At 58.9% G+C, this 15,083-nt stretch carries 13 protein-coding genes and 2 pseudogenes; 11 read left to right on the top strand and 4 right to left on the bottom strand.

Features of this window, described 5'->3' with window-relative positions; genetic code table 11:
• Positions 1 to 92 precede the first annotated feature (92 nt).
• The 5 genes from ACZ9DP_RS08630 to ACZ9DP_RS08610 all read left to right on the top strand — a co-directional run bounded on the left by ACZ9DP_RS08630 (position 93) and on the right by ACZ9DP_RS08610 (position 5,242).
• Positions 93 to 1,619, top strand: a complete 1,527-nt coding sequence (locus tag ACZ9DP_RS08630) for an ABC transporter substrate-binding protein (RefSeq protein ID WP_074071745.1) — start codon at positions 93 to 95, stop codon at positions 1,617 to 1,619.
• 70 nt (positions 1,620 to 1,689) lie between these two features.
• Positions 1,690 to 2,631 (top strand): ABC transporter permease, encoded by a 942-nt coding sequence (locus ACZ9DP_RS08625; protein ID WP_074071746.1) that lies wholly within the window; start codon positions 1,690 to 1,692, stop codon positions 2,629 to 2,631.
• The gene (locus ACZ9DP_RS08620) at positions 2,631 to 3,500 is read left to right on the top strand and encodes an ABC transporter permease (protein WP_074071747.1); all 870 of its coding nucleotides are present in this window, start codon (positions 2,631 to 2,633) and stop codon (positions 3,498 to 3,500) included. Before ACZ9DP_RS08625 ends, ACZ9DP_RS08620 begins: the two co-directional genes overlap by 1 nt.
• Positions 3,501 to 4,709, top strand: a complete 1,209-nt coding sequence (locus ACZ9DP_RS08615) for an amidohydrolase/deacetylase family metallohydrolase (RefSeq protein ID WP_476201245.1) — start codon at positions 3,501 to 3,503, stop codon at positions 4,707 to 4,709. It abuts the gene before it with no gap.
• A gap of 20 nt (positions 4,710 to 4,729) precedes the next feature.
• Positions 4,730 to 5,242, top strand: coding sequence for a RidA family protein (locus ACZ9DP_RS08610; RefSeq protein ID WP_074071749.1), 513 nt, complete (start codon positions 4,730 to 4,732; stop codon positions 5,240 to 5,242).
• 12 nt (positions 5,243 to 5,254) lie between these two features.
• Here ACZ9DP_RS08610 and ACZ9DP_RS08605 read toward each other — a convergent pair.
• Positions 5,255 to 6,095 (bottom strand): annotated as a pseudogene (locus tag ACZ9DP_RS08605) (IclR family transcriptional regulator).
• 102 nt (positions 6,096 to 6,197) lie between these two features.
• Here ACZ9DP_RS08605 and ACZ9DP_RS08600 point away from each other — a divergent pair.
• Together ACZ9DP_RS08600 and ACZ9DP_RS08595 are read left to right on the top strand one after the other, a co-directional pair.
• Complete coding sequence (locus tag ACZ9DP_RS08600; protein ID WP_476201243.1) at positions 6,198 to 7,394, top strand: aminotransferase class V-fold PLP-dependent enzyme; 1,197 nt, start codon at positions 6,198 to 6,200, stop codon at positions 7,392 to 7,394.
• A 36-nt stretch (positions 7,395 to 7,430) separates the two neighbouring features.
• A pseudogene (locus tag ACZ9DP_RS08595) lies at positions 7,431 to 9,270 on the top strand (ABC transporter ATP-binding protein).
• Between the two features lie 399 nt (positions 9,271 to 9,669).
• On the opposite strand, the gene ACZ9DP_RS08590 reads toward ACZ9DP_RS08595, so the two are convergent.
• Positions 9,670 to 9,888, bottom strand: a complete 219-nt coding sequence (locus ACZ9DP_RS08590) for a hypothetical protein (protein WP_194731258.1) — start codon at positions 9,886 to 9,888, stop codon at positions 9,670 to 9,672.
• A 128-nt stretch (positions 9,889 to 10,016) separates the two neighbouring features.
• Here ACZ9DP_RS08590 and ACZ9DP_RS08585 point away from each other — a divergent pair, with 128 nt between their 5' ends.
• Entirely contained in the window at positions 10,017 to 10,640 is a 624-nt protein-coding gene (locus ACZ9DP_RS08585) for a TetR/AcrR family transcriptional regulator (RefSeq protein ID WP_476201241.1), read from the top strand.
• A gap of 82 nt (positions 10,641 to 10,722) precedes the next feature.
• Positions 10,723 to 10,911 carry a hypothetical protein gene (locus tag ACZ9DP_RS08580; protein WP_074071755.1) on the top strand — a complete coding sequence of 63 codons (189 nt, stop codon included), beginning with the start codon at positions 10,723 to 10,725 and terminating at the stop codon, positions 10,909 to 10,911.
• Here the strand turns inward: ACZ9DP_RS08580 and ACZ9DP_RS08575 are convergent.
• Both ACZ9DP_RS08575 and ACZ9DP_RS08570 read right to left on the bottom strand, forming a co-directional pair.
• A complete protein-coding gene (locus ACZ9DP_RS08575; RefSeq protein ID WP_074071756.1) occupies positions 10,908 to 11,345 on the bottom strand; it encodes a DUF1810 domain-containing protein in 438 nt (145 codons plus the stop codon). The genes ACZ9DP_RS08580 and ACZ9DP_RS08575 overlap by 4 nt on opposite strands.
• A gap of 72 nt (positions 11,346 to 11,417) precedes the next feature.
• A complete protein-coding gene (locus ACZ9DP_RS08570; RefSeq protein ID WP_476201239.1) occupies positions 11,418 to 11,732 on the bottom strand; it encodes a hypothetical protein in 315 nt (104 codons plus the stop codon).
• Between the two features lie 227 nt (positions 11,733 to 11,959).
• On the opposite strand from ACZ9DP_RS08570, the gene ACZ9DP_RS08565 reads away from it, so the two are divergent.
• Complete coding sequence (locus tag ACZ9DP_RS08565; protein WP_476201237.1) at positions 11,960 to 13,330, top strand: amidase; 1,371 nt, start codon at positions 11,960 to 11,962, stop codon at positions 13,328 to 13,330.
• 404 nt (positions 13,331 to 13,734) lie between these two features.
• The gene (locus ACZ9DP_RS08560) at positions 13,735 to 14,694 is read left to right on the top strand and encodes a class I SAM-dependent methyltransferase (protein ID WP_476201235.1); all 960 of its coding nucleotides are present in this window, start codon (positions 13,735 to 13,737) and stop codon (positions 14,692 to 14,694) included.
• Positions 14,695 to 15,083 lie beyond the last annotated feature (389 nt).

The following is a 15,083-nucleotide window of genomic DNA, read 5'->3' as shown; positions in this document are numbered from 1 at the left end:
CCACATTCCCGGTTGACAGGACCACTATGGCCGATATTCTATTATAAAGTCTTATATAACATAAATATGGAACAACAAACCGGGAGTATGAAATGAAGACTCTAGTCGCATTCCTTCTCGGCACGGCACTCGTCGCCTTGCCGACCACACTGATGGCGCAGGAAAAAGGCGGTATCATCAATGTCGCGACGATCGGCGAGCCGCCGACGCTTGATCCGATGTCCTCGACTGCCGACCTCGTCGGGATCGTCACGCAGCATATCTTCGAGACGCTCTATACCTTCGACAAGAAGTGGAACGTCACACCGCTTCTGGCCGAAAGCCTGCCCAATATCAGCGCGGACGGCAAAAGCTACACGATCAAGCTGCGCACCGGCATCAAGTTCCACGACAACAGCGACATGACGTCGGAAGATGTCGTTGCATCGCTCACCCGCTGGACAAAGATCGCCTCGCGCGGCAAGCAGGCTGCAGGCTTCATCGAAGCGATCGCTGCAGTCGATCCGGCAACCGTCAAGATCACCCTGAGGCAACCCTATGCGCCGCTGACCTCTCTGCTTGCCTTCAACAATTCTGCTGCAATCATCATTCCTTCCGACAAGCAGGACGAGCCGATGAAGGATTTCATCGGAACCGGCCCCTACATGCTGAAGGAGCGCAAGGCCGACCAGTATATTCAGCTCGTTCGCTTTAGCGGCTACAAGTCACGCGATGGCGAGAGCGATGGCTATGGCGGCGCGCGTCACCAGTATCTCGATGAAATCCGCTTCGTTCCGGTGCCGGATCCGAACACCCGCGTCGAGGCTGCCGTCTCCGGCCAGTATGACTATGTCGATTCCATCCCGGTCGAATCCTTCGACAAGCTGAAGGCATCGACGGCCTCACAGCCGATCATCCTCAAGCCCTTCGGCTATCCGGTCTTCGTCTTCAATACCAAGGAAGGCATTGCGAAGAACATCGAGGTCCGCAAGGCGATCCGCCAGGCCCTCAGCATGGAGGACATGCTGGCCGCTGCCTTCGGCAGCACGGATTTCTACACGTTGGACGGCGATATCTATCCGGAAGCCTATTCCTGGCACACGGATGCCGGCGTTGAAGGCAATTACAATGTTGCAAAGCCCGAAGAGGCTGCCGAAGCCTTAAAGAAGACGGGCTACAACGGCGAACCGCTGCGTATCCTCACCAGCCGTCAGTACGAATTCCACTACAAGATGGCGCAGGTTGCAGCGGAGTATCTGAAGCTCGCGGGCTTTACCGTCGACATGCAAGTCGTCGACTGGGCGACGCTGACGCAGCGCCGTGCCGATCCGAAGCTTTGGGACATTTATATCAGCCACAGCCCGTTCCTGCCGGAGCCGGCGCTGATCGGCTCGCTCTCGACCAGCTCGCCGGGGTGGTGGGATACGCCTGCCCGCAAGGCCGCCGTCGATGCCTTCACCTCTGAAGTCGATTCTGCCAAGCGCATCGAACTCTGGGCCAATGTCCAAAAAGCGATCTATGAGGATGCGCCCTTCATGAAGATCGGCGACTTCAACGCCGTTTCGGCGGAATCGAACAAGCTCGAAGGTGTCGATCCGGCTCCGTGGCCGTACTTCTGGAACGCTTCGATCAAGAAGTGACGATTGATCCTCGGGATGCCGGTCCTGCCGGCCGGTATCCCTCTTCGACGGTGCCAGGGACCGCATTTCAATGATCCGTTACATTCTCCAGCGCCTCTTCGGCATGATGGTTGTGATGTTCCTCGTCGTCACGATTGTCTTTGTCATCGTGCGCGTGACGCCAGGTGATCCGGCAGCCGTCATGCTGGGCCCAGATGCAACGCCTCAGGATATCGCCGAGCTTCGCGGTCGTCTCGGGCTCGATCAGTCGGTCCTAGTGCAATATGTCTATTACATCAGTCAGCTCCTCAGAGGCGACCTCGGGCAATCTATTTTCTTGAACATGCCGGTCACCGCAGCCCTTCTAGACCGCGCCGAGCCGACCTTTTTCCTGACGGTGTTCTCGCTGGCGATCGCCTGCGTCATCGCGCTGCCGATCGGCATTTATGCTGCCTATCGCCGCGGTTCCTTCGTCGATCAGGCGGCCACGACGCTTGCAATGTTTGCGGCAAGCATTCCGAGCTTTTGGCTCGGCCTGATTTTGATGCAGTTCTTCGCCGTGCGCTTCAACTTCTTTCCGGTTTCGGGCTATGGCGGACCGGGCGCGAACTTCTTTGGGCGCATGTATCACCTGACGTTGCCAGCCTTTGCGCTCGGTATTGTTTCCTCGGCGCTGATCTTGCGTTTCACACGTGCCTCGATGCTTGATGTGCTCGGCGACGACTATATCCGCACGGCACGCGCCAAAGGCCTGATCGAACGCCGGGTGATCCTCAAGCACGCGCTCAAGAACGCGTTGATCCCGATCCTGACCGTTATCGGGTTGACTGCGGCGGTGCTAATTTCAGGCGCTGTCGTGACCGAAACGGTCTTCGGTCTTCCAGGTGTCGGCAATCTGGTCGTCTCGGCGGTCCTTCGTCGCGATTACCCGGTCATCCAAGGAGCGCTGCTCATCATTGCAGCCCTCTACGTGCTGATCAATTTTGCGATCGACATGCTCTATCTTTTGGTCGATCCGAGGGTGCGCTACTGATGACGGATATTGCAACACGGCCTGCCTTAAGCGAGGGCAGCAAGTTTCTCCGGCGTTTTCTGAAGCGCAAGACCGTTGCCTTCGGCGTGCTCATCCTCACAGTCTTCGTGCTCTTGGCAATCCTTGCTCCATGGGTCACTCCTTATTCGCCCTCCAAGCTTTCGATCGTCAACCGGCTGAAGCCGCCGAGCGGACTGTTCTTCTTTGGAACGGATGAATTCGGCCGCGACGTCTTCTCGCGAACGATCTTTGCCGGGCGCCTGTCGCTGCTCGTCGGCGCTGCCGTCGTCGTGCTTTCGGCGTTGATCGGGGTGAGCCTCGGTTTGCTTGCCGGCTTCTTCAAGCAATTCGACGCGCCAATCGCCCGGCTGATCGACGCGATGATGGCCTTTCCGGACATTCTGTTGGCGATCGCCCTGGTCGCAGCCCTTGGACCGTCGCTCACCACGGTCATCATCGCGTTGTCGATCGTGTATTCGCCACGTCTTGCGCGTATTGTCCGTGCATCGACGCTGGTCATCCGCGAACTGCCCTATGTCGAGGCCGCGCAAGCACTCGGGATTTCGACCTTCCATATCATGACCCGGCATGTCCTGCGCAATCTGCTTTCGCCGATCCTGGTGCAAGGCACCTTCCTCTTTGCCAGCGCCATGCTGGCTGAAGCCGGCCTTTCCTTCCTCGGCCTGGGCGTCAGCCCCGAAATTCCGACCTGGGGAACGATGATCGCCGCCGGGCGGCAGTATATCGGCCAGGCCGACTGGATGACGCTGTTTCCGGGCGTCGCCATCGTTCTTTCCGTGCTCTCACTGCAGATGGTCGGCGACGGGCTGCGCGACATGCTCGATCCAAAACTTCGAAAGGACCTTTGAATGACCGGGGAACAAGCGCGCAAGCCGCTCCTCCTCAGCAATGTGAAGCCTATGGCCTTTGGTGCTGACACCCCAGGCAGTGCAGTCGATATCCTCATCGACGCCAAAGGCCGGATCGCACAGGTCGGTCCGCAGCTTTCAGTCTCTCACGAGATGATCTGCGTCGATGGCAAGGGCGCCTGGATTTCACCGGGCTGGGTCGATCTCCACGTCCATATCTGGCATGGCGGCACCGATATCTCGGTTCGTCCGTCCGAATGCGGTGCCGAGCGCGGCGTAACCACGCTGGTCGATGCGGGTTCTGCCGGTGAAGCCAATTTCCACGGTTTCCGCGAATATATCATCGAGCCATCGCGCGAGCGCATCAAGGCCTTCCTGAACCTCGGTTCGATCGGTCTCGTCGCCTGCAACCGCGTCGCCGAATTGCGGGACATCCGCGACATTGATCTTGACCGCATCCTTGAATGCTATGCTGAAAACAGCGAGCACATCGTCGGCATCAAAGTGCGTGCCAGCCACGTCATCACCGGCTCGTGGGGTGTGACGCCGGTGAAGCTCGGAAAGAAGATCTCCAAGATCCTCAAGGTTCCGATGATGGTGCATGTCGGCGAGCCGCCGGCTCTTTATGATGAAGTCCTGGAGATCCTAGGTCCCGGTGACGTCATCACCCATTGCTTCAACGGCAAGGCCGGTTCGAGCATCATGGAAGACGAGGACCTTTTCGATCTCGCGCAGCGTTGCGCGGGCGAGGGGATCCGCCTCGACATCGGCCATGGCGGCGCCTCCTTCTCCTTCAAGGTCGCGGAAGCCGCAATCAAGCGTGGCCTCTTGCCCTTCTCCATCTCGACGGACCTGCATGGCCATTCGATGAATTTTCCGGTTTGGGATCTGGCGACGACCATGTCGAAGCTGCTTTGCGTCGGCATGCCTTTCGACAAGGTGGTGGCAGCGGTCACGCATGCGCCTGCCTCCGTCATCAAGCTTTCGATGGAAAACAGGCTTGCCGTCGGACAGCGCGCCGATTTCACGGTCTTCGATCTCGTCGATTCCGATGTCGAAGCCACCGATTCCAACGGCGATGTTTCCGTTCTTAAGAAGCTGTTCGAGCCTCGCTATGCGGTGATCGGCAGCGAGGCGATTGCCGCAAGCCGTTACATTCCGCGTGCCCGCAGGCTCGTGCGCCACAGCCACGGTTATTCCTACCGCTAAAAGCCAGAACAGAAATCCGCATGTCAGGAGTTTGCGTGAACATGTCTCCAGCCAACGCCAAGCCGGCAAGCTCGCCCTATGAAAGGCTTGCCGCGCTCGGTATAGAGCTTCCGCCCGCGCCGCCGCCGATCGCCCATTTCGTGACGCACGTGCTGGAGGGTAATATTCTTTACCTCTCCGGTCAGGGGCCGCGCGAGGCCAACGGCTTTCTATATTCTGGCAAGGTCGGCGCTGAAATCGGCGTCGAGGATGCCTATAGACATGCGCGGCTCACCGGCATCAATCTTCTTGCCGTCATGCATGATGCGCTTGGCGATCTTTCCCGGGTAAAGCGCGTCGTGAAGCTGCTCGGCATGGTCAACGCCGTGCCGCAGTTTGCAGACCATCCAAGCGTCATCAACGGATGCTCGGATCTCTTCGTCGACGTTTTTGGAAAAGACACCGGCAGTCATGCCCGTTCGGCGGTTGGCTTCGGCTCGCTGCCGGGTAACATCACTGTCGAAATCGAGGCGATCATCGCCTTGCGTGATTGAAGAGGGGAGAGCCTAATGGTTGCGCCAGCCCATGACCTTTTCGATGCGTTCGGCCGATGTCCGCCACGTGCGCGGTATAGTGGTTCTCGTCGGAAAAGGCCTTCTGTTCTGGAAGGACAATGGAAATGGTCGCGACGCATTGGCCATCTCTGTCGCAGATCGGCGAAGCGATGCAGGCGACCGCATAGTCGGACTCGCCGGCCTGGATCGACAGGCGAGACTGAAACGCCGCACCCGCCGAGGCGGAAAGCACGCCGGGGTCCATTTCGGCGCGGCCGGTCGGCGAGGATTTGGCGCAGCGCTTGAAAAGTTCGATGCGCTCCTCTTCCGGCAGGTGGCCGACAAGCAGGCGGCCGGATGCGGTCCAGTTCAGCGGAACGCGTGTGCCGACACGCGAAGCGACCTGGAAATGGCTCGGGCCGTCAGCCATGGCAAGCACGAGCATATAGTCGCCGTCGCGGCCGCAAACCTGAACGGTTTCGCCCGCCTGACGGCAAAGATCGTGCATCTCATGCGTTGCGACGCTCATGAAATCGAGCGAGCGGGCATAGGCAAGGCCGTAATGGTAGAGCCGCGAACCGAGCCAGATCGTGCCGTCGCCATTGCGCGTCAGCATGTTCTTTTCGACCAGATCGTCAACGATGACGTAGACGGTCGAGAGCGGCGCCTTCACGGCCTTGGCGATTGCGTAAACTCCCGTCGGAGAGCCGGTTTCGTAAAGGTGATCAATCACCTGCAGCGCGCGGTCGATACCGCTCACCCGCGAGCGACGTGCGCCCTTACCGCCGGGTTCTTCAATGGGTGCCTCGTCTTCGGAGTAAACTAATGATGATGTCTTGCCGTCCAATTCCACGCTCCTCGTATGCGGGCATGAGTCTATTACATTACTATGGGATAGCCGTCGAGGATACAAGCTGCAACACTCGCCATCTCGCCATTCAATCTGGAGATACACATGTCTGATGACATTCGCACGTCGATCGGCCTTCGTCCGGTCATCAACGTTTCCGGCACGATGACCAGCCTCGGCGCATCGATCGTCGTCCCCGAGGCAATCGCGGCCATGTCGTCGATCCTGCCGCAATTTGTCGAAATCAACGATCTGCAGCGCAGGGCCAGCGCCGTCATTGCCCGGTTGACGGGTGCGGAAGCCGGTTTCGTGACGGCATCCTGCTCCGCGGGCATTTCCCTGGCCGTCGCAGGTGCCATCACCGGCAACAACCTGCTGGCGATCGAGAAACTGCCGGATGTGACGCCAGAAAGGAACGAGGTTCTGGTGCAGATGGGCCATGTTGTGAGCTATGGCGCACCCGTCGATCAGGCGATCCGCCTTGCTGGCGCCAAGGCGGTGCTGATCGGTCAGGCGACATCGACCCATCGTTTTCACATGGAAAATGCAATCACCGAAAGGACGGCTGCGGCCGTCTACGTCGTGTCGCACCACGTCGTCGACTATGGCCTTCTGAACCTCAAGGAATTCGTCGAGATCGCCCACGCCAAGCGCGTGCCGGTCATCGTCGATGCGGCGTCGGAGTACGACCTGCGTGTTTTCCTGGAGCAAGGCGCGGATATCGCGCTCTATTCCGGTCACAAATTCCTCGGCGGTCCGACCTCCGGCATCGTCGCCGGCAAAAAGGAACTGGTGCGCAACGCCTTCCTGCAGAACATGGGCATCGGTCGCGGCATGAAGGTCGGCAAGGAAAGCATTTTCGGCGCTATGGCCGCCCTGGAGGCATGGGAAATGCGTGACCACACCGGCATTCGCGAGCGCGAAACGGGCTACCTCAATCTCTGGAAGCAGATGTTGGACGACCGCCCCGGCGTAACCGCGCTGATCGAACCCGATCCGACCAAGAATCCGCTTGATCGCCTGCGCGTCATCCTCAAACCGGAGGAAGCCCATATCACCGCCTGGGATTTGGCCGACGCGCTGGCGCGCGGGGCGCCGCCGATCATCGTCCGCGACCACGAAGTCGAGCATCAGTATTTCTATCTCGACCCTTGCAACCTGCACCCAGGCCAGGAAAAGATCGTTGCCAGCCGTTTGGCCGAAGAACTGGACAAGGCGCGCGCCTCCAACGAGATCATCGCAACGCCTATCGAAATCCGCGGCAAGCGCCGGTTCGACGCTGTCTTGCGCTGGCCCGATTGATCTTCCCGGCTTTCAGGCATCCAAGAGGAACCGAACATGGCAGGCTTTCAGGCGCAGACGATCCAGCAGGCAGAACCCGTTCTCTCCGTCGAGAATCTCACGACATCGTTTCTGGTCGAGGGCGAGTGGAAGCCTGTCGTCCGCGATGTTTCCTTTCGCGTGGCGCCGGGCGAAACGGTTGCAATCGTCGGCGAGTCGGGTTCTGGCAAGAGCGTCACGTCGCTGTCGATCATGCGGCTACTGCAGCCGGATACGAGCCGGATCGAAGGCAAGATCATGCTTGGCGACCGCAATCTGCTGGCGCTTCGGGAAAGTGGCATGCGGCAGGTGCGCGGCAATGACGTCTCGATGATCTTTCAGGAGCCCATGACGAGCCTCAACCCGCTCTTTACGATCGGCGACCAGATTTCCGAAGCGCTGCTTTGCCATTCGGCCATGTCGAAGACCGAAGCGCGAGCCGAAGTGATCCGGCTTCTGGAAAAGGTCCGCATTTCCTCCGCTGCCTTGCGTTTCGATGAATATCCGCACCGTTTTTCCGGCGGCATGCGCCAGCGTGTGATGATCGCCATGGCGCTTGCCTCCAAACCGAAGCTGCTGATTGCCGACGAACCGACGACGGCGCTCGACGTCACCATCCAGGGGCAAATCCTCGATCTCATCAAGATGCTGCAGGAGGAGGAAGGAACCTCTGTTCTCTTCATCACCCACGACATGGGCGTCGTTGCCGAAATAGCCGACAGAACTGTGGTGATGTATCGCGGCGAGCAGGTTGAAACGGGGGCGACGGCCGACATCTTCCATCGCGGCCGCCACCCCTACACCCGCGCGCTGCTTTCCGCCGTGCCGGTGCTGGGCTCAATGCAGGGGCACGAAAGGCCGCTGCGTTTTCCCGTCGTCAATGCAGCGACAGGCGAATGCGACATTCCGGCGGAAGTCGGCGACACGGTTGCTGTTTCAGCAAGGCCGGTCTTGGAGGTGCGAAACCTCACCAAGCGCTTTGATATCCACTCTGGCCTCTTCGGCCGCTTGACCGGACGCGTGCATGCCGTTGAAAACGTTTCCTTCGATCTCTTGGCCGGTGAGACGCTGTCTTTGGTCGGCGAATCCGGCTGCGGAAAATCGACGACCGGCCGCGCCATAATGCGGCTGATCGAACCGCAGAGTGGGTCAGTGAAGGCCGATGGCAGGGACGTGCTGGCACTCGACAAGAACGGGATGCGCGCGATGCGCAAGACCGTGCAAATGATCTTTCAGGATCCGTTCGCAAGCCTCAATCCGCGCATCCGCGTCGGCGCGGCGATCGCCGAGCCTTATCTTGAACACAAGATGGGAACGGCAAAGCAGGCCAAAGAGAAGGTCGCCGACCTTCTGGAAAAGGTCGGCCTTTCAGCCGATATGGCGTCGCGCTTTCCCGCACGAGTTCTCCGGCGGTCAGCGTCAGCGCATCTGCATTGCCCGGGCGCTGGCGCTCGATCCGAAGGTGATCGTCGCCGATGAAAGCGTCTCGGCCCTCGACGTCTCGATCAAGGCGCAGGTCATCAATCTGATGCTGGACCTGCAGCAGAGCCTCAACCTCGCCTTCCTGTTCATCTCGCATGACATGGCCGTCGTCGAACGCGTCAGCCATCGTGTTGCGGTCATGTATCTCGGTGAGATCGTCGAGATCGGCCCGCGCGCTGCCATCTTCGGCAACCCGCAGCACCCTTATACGAAGATGCTGATGGCGGCCGTTCCCGTGCCCGATCCGGATCGCCGGCGCGAGAAGCGGATGGCGGCCAATGACGAGATCAAAAGTCCGATCCGGGCAGTGGACTACAAGATCGTGCCGCTGGAGTATCATACGGTTTCGCCGGGGCATCTGGTGGCAATCAGCTAGATCAGCTCTGTCCGGATCCCCAAAATGTCTCCACTTTCCGCCATTCCGCGATCAAGGGTAGGACCGTGGCGTGGCGGTGAGTGGCGATCGCCAGATGCAGAGCGCCTCCCGAACGGAGATTGACTGCCGGTCGACCATACAATCTCTGCCACCGGCTTGCGACGTTTCAATATCTGCACGGTCTCGCCCGCCTCGACGCGCTGAACCAATTCACTCTGATGCGCCTTCACGTTCGCCAAGTTGTCATCATGAATTCCTTATGACTATCTGTATGTCATATGACGGGAAAATGGCCCGTACGCAGTTACTGGCCGCCTCCACGGTGGCGCGAATACAGCGAAAGCCGCCGTTGGGGGAAGACGGCAGCTCTCGCACGGGGCAGGAAAGGTCCCCGGGAAGTCAGCAAAAGCAGGAAACGGTCGTCGGGTTCACGCCGGCGCGATTGGCGATCGCGTTGATGAGGCCACCCACCTTGGAGGCATTCGGTTCGCGTTTGCGGGCTGCCGTTTCCAGGAGTTGCTTGAAATCGTCAAGCTTCACGCCATCGGCGCGCATTACCATGGCGATCAGCGGGTCGCGAAGGGCTTCGGATATCGTGAGGTCACTGGTCTTTCTCATGGTTCGTCCTCCTTTCGTGGGCGGTCGCCCGTGTTCCGCTGACGCCGCCAGCCCTCTCGGCATTGACTTGTACGATCAGCGGTGTTACCGGTAAGTAACAATGCATTTGTTACCGATCGGTCACATCTATGTCAAGGACTTCGTCCGCAAAAAAATCCGAAACTTCGCATGAAATCCCAAACGTGCTGACAAACGAGAAAATCCCACCGAGGGAACGCATCGTCTCGACGGCTTCTGAGCTTTTCCGCGAACATGGCATCCGCGGCATCGGCGTCGATGCGATTGCAGATGCGGCGCTCACCAACAAGATGACGCTCTACCGGCATTTCGGCTCGAAGGACGAGCTCGTCTGCGAGACGCTGCGTCGCGCCTCCGAAAAGGCCGAAGCGATCTGGCGTGATCTCGAGGCGACGCATCCGGGCAACCCCCGGGCGCAGCTCGACGCGTGGGTTCGGGGGCGGGCTGAGTGTCTGAACGGAGAGCCGGCCGGCTGCGATCTTGCCAATGCGGCGATCGAACTAAAGGGTGAGGGACACCCTGCCCATGAGGTGATCGAGCGCCATAAGGCCGAGCAGCGTCAACGCCTTGAAGAGCTTTGTTCCGCCGCCGGGGCTCGGGAGCCTCAACTTCTTGCTGACACTCTGACACTCCTTTTGGAAGGCGCCCGCGTTACCCGGCAGGCGATGGGAAGCGACGGTTGCTGCAGCCACTTCTCAAAAGCCTGCAGTGCGGCAATTGCATCGCTCTGCTAAGCCTTGGGCTATATCGGAACCTTCCATCTTCGAGATCGTTTTCCAGCTTGATGAGGAAGGCAATATTGGAGGTGGTAGAGATATGAACTACACCTATCTCCATCGTCTGTATGCCAAGCGCGCCGAATTGGAATCCAAACTCGAGCTTCACGATGCGCGCAATTGTTTTGGCGAGGAAGAAGTTGAGGATGGCACGCAATCCGATCTGCGCGAGCGCCTCAATGAAATCTCCGACGAGATTGCAGCGCTGGAACAGTCGCCCGGCCGTTAAGTCGCGGCATTGAGGATTTCTATCGTCCGCTCGTCAAATTTTCCGCCGTAGAACCGATCGATTGCTTCATGAAACAGCGAACCTTGATCACTGACGGCTGCAAAAAGCGTCAGTGAAGAGCGAAGTTTGAGATCATCCGGGGACCCGAAAATCTCGCGCGCCGTGCATCCTTTGACCGAGAGGATCGCTTGGACGCAGCGAAGAAGTCGGGCGCCCAAAATGGGGTTGCTCAAATAGGCGGCAGCTTCCTCTGCTGAGCGGATCGCATATTTCTGGGCCATCGCCGACGAGCCTAGCCCGGCAATCTGCGGGAAGATGAACCACATCCAGTGCGAACGTTTCCGCCCCGCGCCTAGTTCTTGCAGGGCCTGGTCATACATCCCGTCCTGTGCATCGATAAAGCGCCCGAGATTGTAATCGACGTGACCGGCCATGGTTTTTTCTCCTTCTGGTGCGACACATCGAAGGCAGCAGACTTCCATGCAGTGGGCCGTAGCGATCCGAAGTCAACACCTCTTCTCCGCGAAAGGGCTGTATTCCCGGCAAGAATCCAGGCTGCCATGAGATGATGCGAATGTCGCAGGCGCAGCAATAGCACCGGTCACCTCAGGCGATACCGAAGAATTAAGGTGCCCAGTCAGTCCGGCAACACCGAGAAGGACAAGGGCGCCGATCACAAGCAGCCGTTCACCCAGAGAGAGCTTCTGCGCGTTGAGGTGTTCCACATAATCGCGCTCACCTTCGCTGGTGGCTTGTGCGTTTGTCGGGTGATGTGCCACCATATCGTTGTGGCGCGGGTTCAAAATATCGTGGTGCGTCATTTTTATTACTCCTGCGGCACAGCGGGACCGGGTGGATCAAAATATGATGCCCGGTGGGGGCCCGCGTGTCGGGTGCATGTGGTCGTGCATGGGGCAGAGTTGAAGAGCCGATCTGCAAACTCAGTGTTCAGAAAATCAGACCAATCGCGGATACCACGGTAAACAGGCTGGTCCGCAGCGACGATCCGCGATAGGTCAAGGGGAACGATGCCTTTACGGATTCTCCCATGACCAAGCCATTCGGCGCGATGACTGTCGCGCAACTGTCGGTCCTCATTCAGAGCGGCGCTGCTGATCCGGTCGAGGTCGTGCGGTCGATCTTGGAGTGCATCGAAGGCCATCCCGACAAGGCGGTCTTCACAGTGCTTCTAAAGGAACGGGCCATTGACGAGGCCAAAGCGTCCTCCCTGCGCATCCGTAGGGGCTGCTCACTAGGCGCGCTCGATGGTATCCCGATCGCATGGAAGGATCTCTTCGACATCGAGGGCCTTGCAACGACAGCCGGGTCGAAAGTGTTGGCGAGCACTGCGCCGGCGGCAAGCGATGCAGCGATCGTTATGGCGCTTAAGCAGGCCGGAATGATTGCGGTGGGGCGAACGAATATGAGCGAATTCGCCTTTTCAGGCCTCGGCATCAATCCGCATTACGGCACGCCGCATAACTCCCACGGCCTTGACGTGCCGCGCATCCCGGGGGGCTCTTCTTCAGGGGCAGCTGTGGCTGTCGGCGCCGGCCTCGTACCGGTCGCGATGGGAACCGATACGGGCGGGTCAGTTCGTATCCCGGCCGCACTCAACGGCCTCGTGGGCTATAAGGGAACGCGCGGCCGATATTCCATGGATGGCGTATTTCCCCTTGCAAAGAGCTTGGATTCGCTTGGTCCACTCTGCCGAACAGTCAAAGATGCCGTGTGGATCGATGCTGCGATGCGCGGCCTGACCTCATCCGAGGTGTGTGCCCGTCCGCTGAAGGGCATTGAGATTGCCATTCCCACAAATGTGGTCTTCGACGGCATCGAGCCGGGCGTCGCGGCTGCCTTCGACGCGGCGGTGGAACGGCTGGCGAGGACCGGGGCCATCATCAGCCGCATGACGATGCCCGCTTTCGACCAAATCTTGACTTCGATGACCCGTTACGGAGCGCTGGTAACCGCCGAAGCTTTCGCGCTGCATCGCGAGCGTCTGGCCGGACCGGAGGCTGCGGGCATGGATCGTCGCGTTGTCATGCGCACGCGTCTCGGCGAAAAGACAGGAATGCCGGACTATATCGCAATCCTTGAGATTCGTGAGCGGCTCATCGCCGAATGCAAGCAGCTGATCGGCGACCGGCTGCTTGCATTCCCGTCCGTCGCCCATGTGGCGCCGCCGATCGCGCCTCTGGAGATGGATGACGACCTCTTCTTTGCGACGAATGCCAAGACACTGCGAAACACGGCGCTCGGCAATTTTCTCGATTGGTGCGGCGTGTCGATCCCGTGTGGCGCCGGCGATGCCGGGATGCCAGTCGGCTTGCTGTTGTCGGCACCGGCCAATCGCGACGAGGCGCTGCTTAGTGCGGCACTTTCGGCGGAGGCCGTTATTCGTGGAGATTTCATTTGAAGCTTCAAGGATTTGTTGCCTTGGAGATTGTAATTCACTTTCGGCATCTAGCTGGAGGAATTGCTTGTCCGTCGCAAGCTGGTCTGGTTCGGTGGTGGCGTGGCAACGCGAGCTTGATGCATTGAAAGAGCGGCTGGGGTCGGTCAATTCCGGGCGAGGCCTCCAAACCTTCTTTGCCCCACTGGCTTCCGCGGCTCTCCCGACGGTTTATCGACCTCGATCATAACCGTACGCTGCCATGCGGAGTCAGCCCACGATAGGCTATTTCGTTATCCTGCCACCTTGCCGCCGTGCGCGGCGGCTATATTTCAACTTCCTAAAGGCGGCTGAGGGGCGGTGCAGGGGCGAAGGCGCGGGAGAAGCTCACCAGCTGCTATCTGTCTTCGATCCAGGGAGGTTCGAGTATGCTGATTTCTGTCGAAGAATGCTTGCCAGCGCTGCGCTGCCCGTTCACCAAGGCGAGACTTTTGAAATGTGACGAAGGTTCTCTGAGGACAGACGGTTCGATCGACAATCAGAAGAGCTACAAGATCATCACCGGTAAGCCTATTCTTATCGACTTCTCGGATTCCGTACTTCTCGAAGACGATGTGCTCGCCGCCAATGCAAACAGTCCTATCACGCGCCACGAGCATCATGGGGCAAAAGCTTTCGTCAAGGGACTTCTTTCACCACAGAAGGTACGGACCAAGAATAACGTCAAGCGCATGATTAGCGATTTAGAGAAGCGAACTGCACCAATTCAGCTGTTGGTGGTAGGCGGCGGTAGCGTGGGTCAGGGGATGGAGCCGATTTATTCACATCCTCAGATCAGAGTTTACAGCTTCGATATATATGCAACGCCAAACGTGCAGTTCGTCGCGGATGCCCACCACATCCCGCTTCCCGATGATTTCTTTGACGCGGTTATCGTTCAGGCCGTCCTCGAGCACGTTCTTCAACCCGGGCAAGTTGTAGCTGAGATATGGCGCGTATTGCGGCCAGATGGTCTCGTTTATGCCGAAACCCCGTTCATGCAACAGGTTCACGAGGGCGCGTTCGATTTCACGCGATTCACCGAAAGCGGCCACCGCTATCTCTTCCGTCGCTTCGAACGCTTAGATTCGGGAGCTAGCGGCGGTCCAGGAATCCAGTTCATGTGGGCAGTCGACTACCTAGTGCGCAGCCTGTTTCGATCCGTCGCTGCGGGGAAGGCTGCCAAACTTGCCTTTTTCTGGATGCAGTATTTGGACCGGTTTATACAGGCACCCTATGCCGAGGATGCCGCAAGCGGCGTCTTTTTTTATGGCCGCAAATCGCAACACGCAATGTCCCCGCCAGATATCGTAAAGCACTATCAAGGCGCTCAGCGCAGTAAGCAGTGATGTTCGGCGGGAAGCGACCAGCCTTTGTTGTGCGCATCAGAGCCACCGGGTGGCCGGGAATGTTCCGGGGTGAAGTTTTGAAATTTGGCGTTCAATAGCACATATTACGTCCGACGATCACTTGCCGATCTGATTGCAACTGTTACGGATACCTCACGTTAAGCTTGTGTTTTTTCCGGTTACCGCGGGGAACCGCAAAGGCATCGAAGCTTAAAAATTGCCCCAGGATCCGACTTTCGAACACGCGCAAGTTCGCGGTGTTCCCTTCCGCGTACGAAGTGCCGCGCTCGCGGCCCGACAAAGGATAAGGCGCCTTATCCGCCGATCAAGGCTTGCACGCTGAAGGTGAGAACCCACCCGTCGACTATTACGGCGGTCAAAGAACATGG

It is taken from the genome of Rhizobium sp. USDA 4016 (assembly GCF_056279705.1).
The sequence above is the reverse complement of the archived record's forward strand: the minus strand, read 5'-3'. Positions and strand labels throughout refer to the sequence as shown.

Bases quoted from the DNA above. Each gene is read 5' to 3' on its own strand.
- ACZ9DP_RS08580 (WP_074071755.1), top strand. From the start codon at position 10,723: ATGAACTACACCTATCTCCATCGTCTGTATGCCAAGCGCGCCGAATTG.
- ACZ9DP_RS08575 (WP_074071756.1), bottom strand. From the start codon at position 11,345: ATGGCCGGTCACGTCGATTACAATCTCGGGCGCTTTATCGATGCACAG.
- ACZ9DP_RS08585 (WP_476201241.1), top strand. From the start codon at position 10,017: ATGTCAAGGACTTCGTCCGCAAAAAAATCCGAAACTTCGCATGAAATC.
- ACZ9DP_RS08600 (WP_476201243.1), top strand. From the start codon at position 6,198: ATGTCTGATGACATTCGCACGTCGATCGGCCTTCGTCCGGTCATCAAC.
- ACZ9DP_RS08560 (WP_476201235.1), top strand. From the start codon at position 13,735: ATGCTGATTTCTGTCGAAGAATGCTTGCCAGCGCTGCGCTGCCCGTTC.
- ACZ9DP_RS08570 (WP_476201239.1), bottom strand. From the start codon at position 11,732: ATGACGCACCACGATATTTTGAACCCGCGCCACAACGATATGGTGGCA.
- ACZ9DP_RS08625 (WP_074071746.1), top strand. From the start codon at position 1,690: ATGATCCGTTACATTCTCCAGCGCCTCTTCGGCATGATGGTTGTGATG.
- ACZ9DP_RS08565 (WP_476201237.1), top strand. From the start codon at position 11,960: ATGACCAAGCCATTCGGCGCGATGACTGTCGCGCAACTGTCGGTCCTC.
- ACZ9DP_RS08610 (WP_074071749.1), top strand. From the start codon at position 4,730: ATGTCAGGAGTTTGCGTGAACATGTCTCCAGCCAACGCCAAGCCGGCA.
- ACZ9DP_RS08615 (WP_476201245.1), top strand. From the start codon at position 3,501: ATGACCGGGGAACAAGCGCGCAAGCCGCTCCTCCTCAGCAATGTGAAG.
- ACZ9DP_RS08620 (WP_074071747.1), top strand. From the start codon at position 2,631: ATGACGGATATTGCAACACGGCCTGCCTTAAGCGAGGGCAGCAAGTTT.
- ACZ9DP_RS08630 (WP_074071745.1), top strand. From the start codon at position 93: ATGAAGACTCTAGTCGCATTCCTTCTCGGCACGGCACTCGTCGCCTTG.
- ACZ9DP_RS08590 (WP_194731258.1), bottom strand. From the start codon at position 9,888: ATGAGAAAGACCAGTGACCTCACGATATCCGAAGCCCTTCGCGACCCG.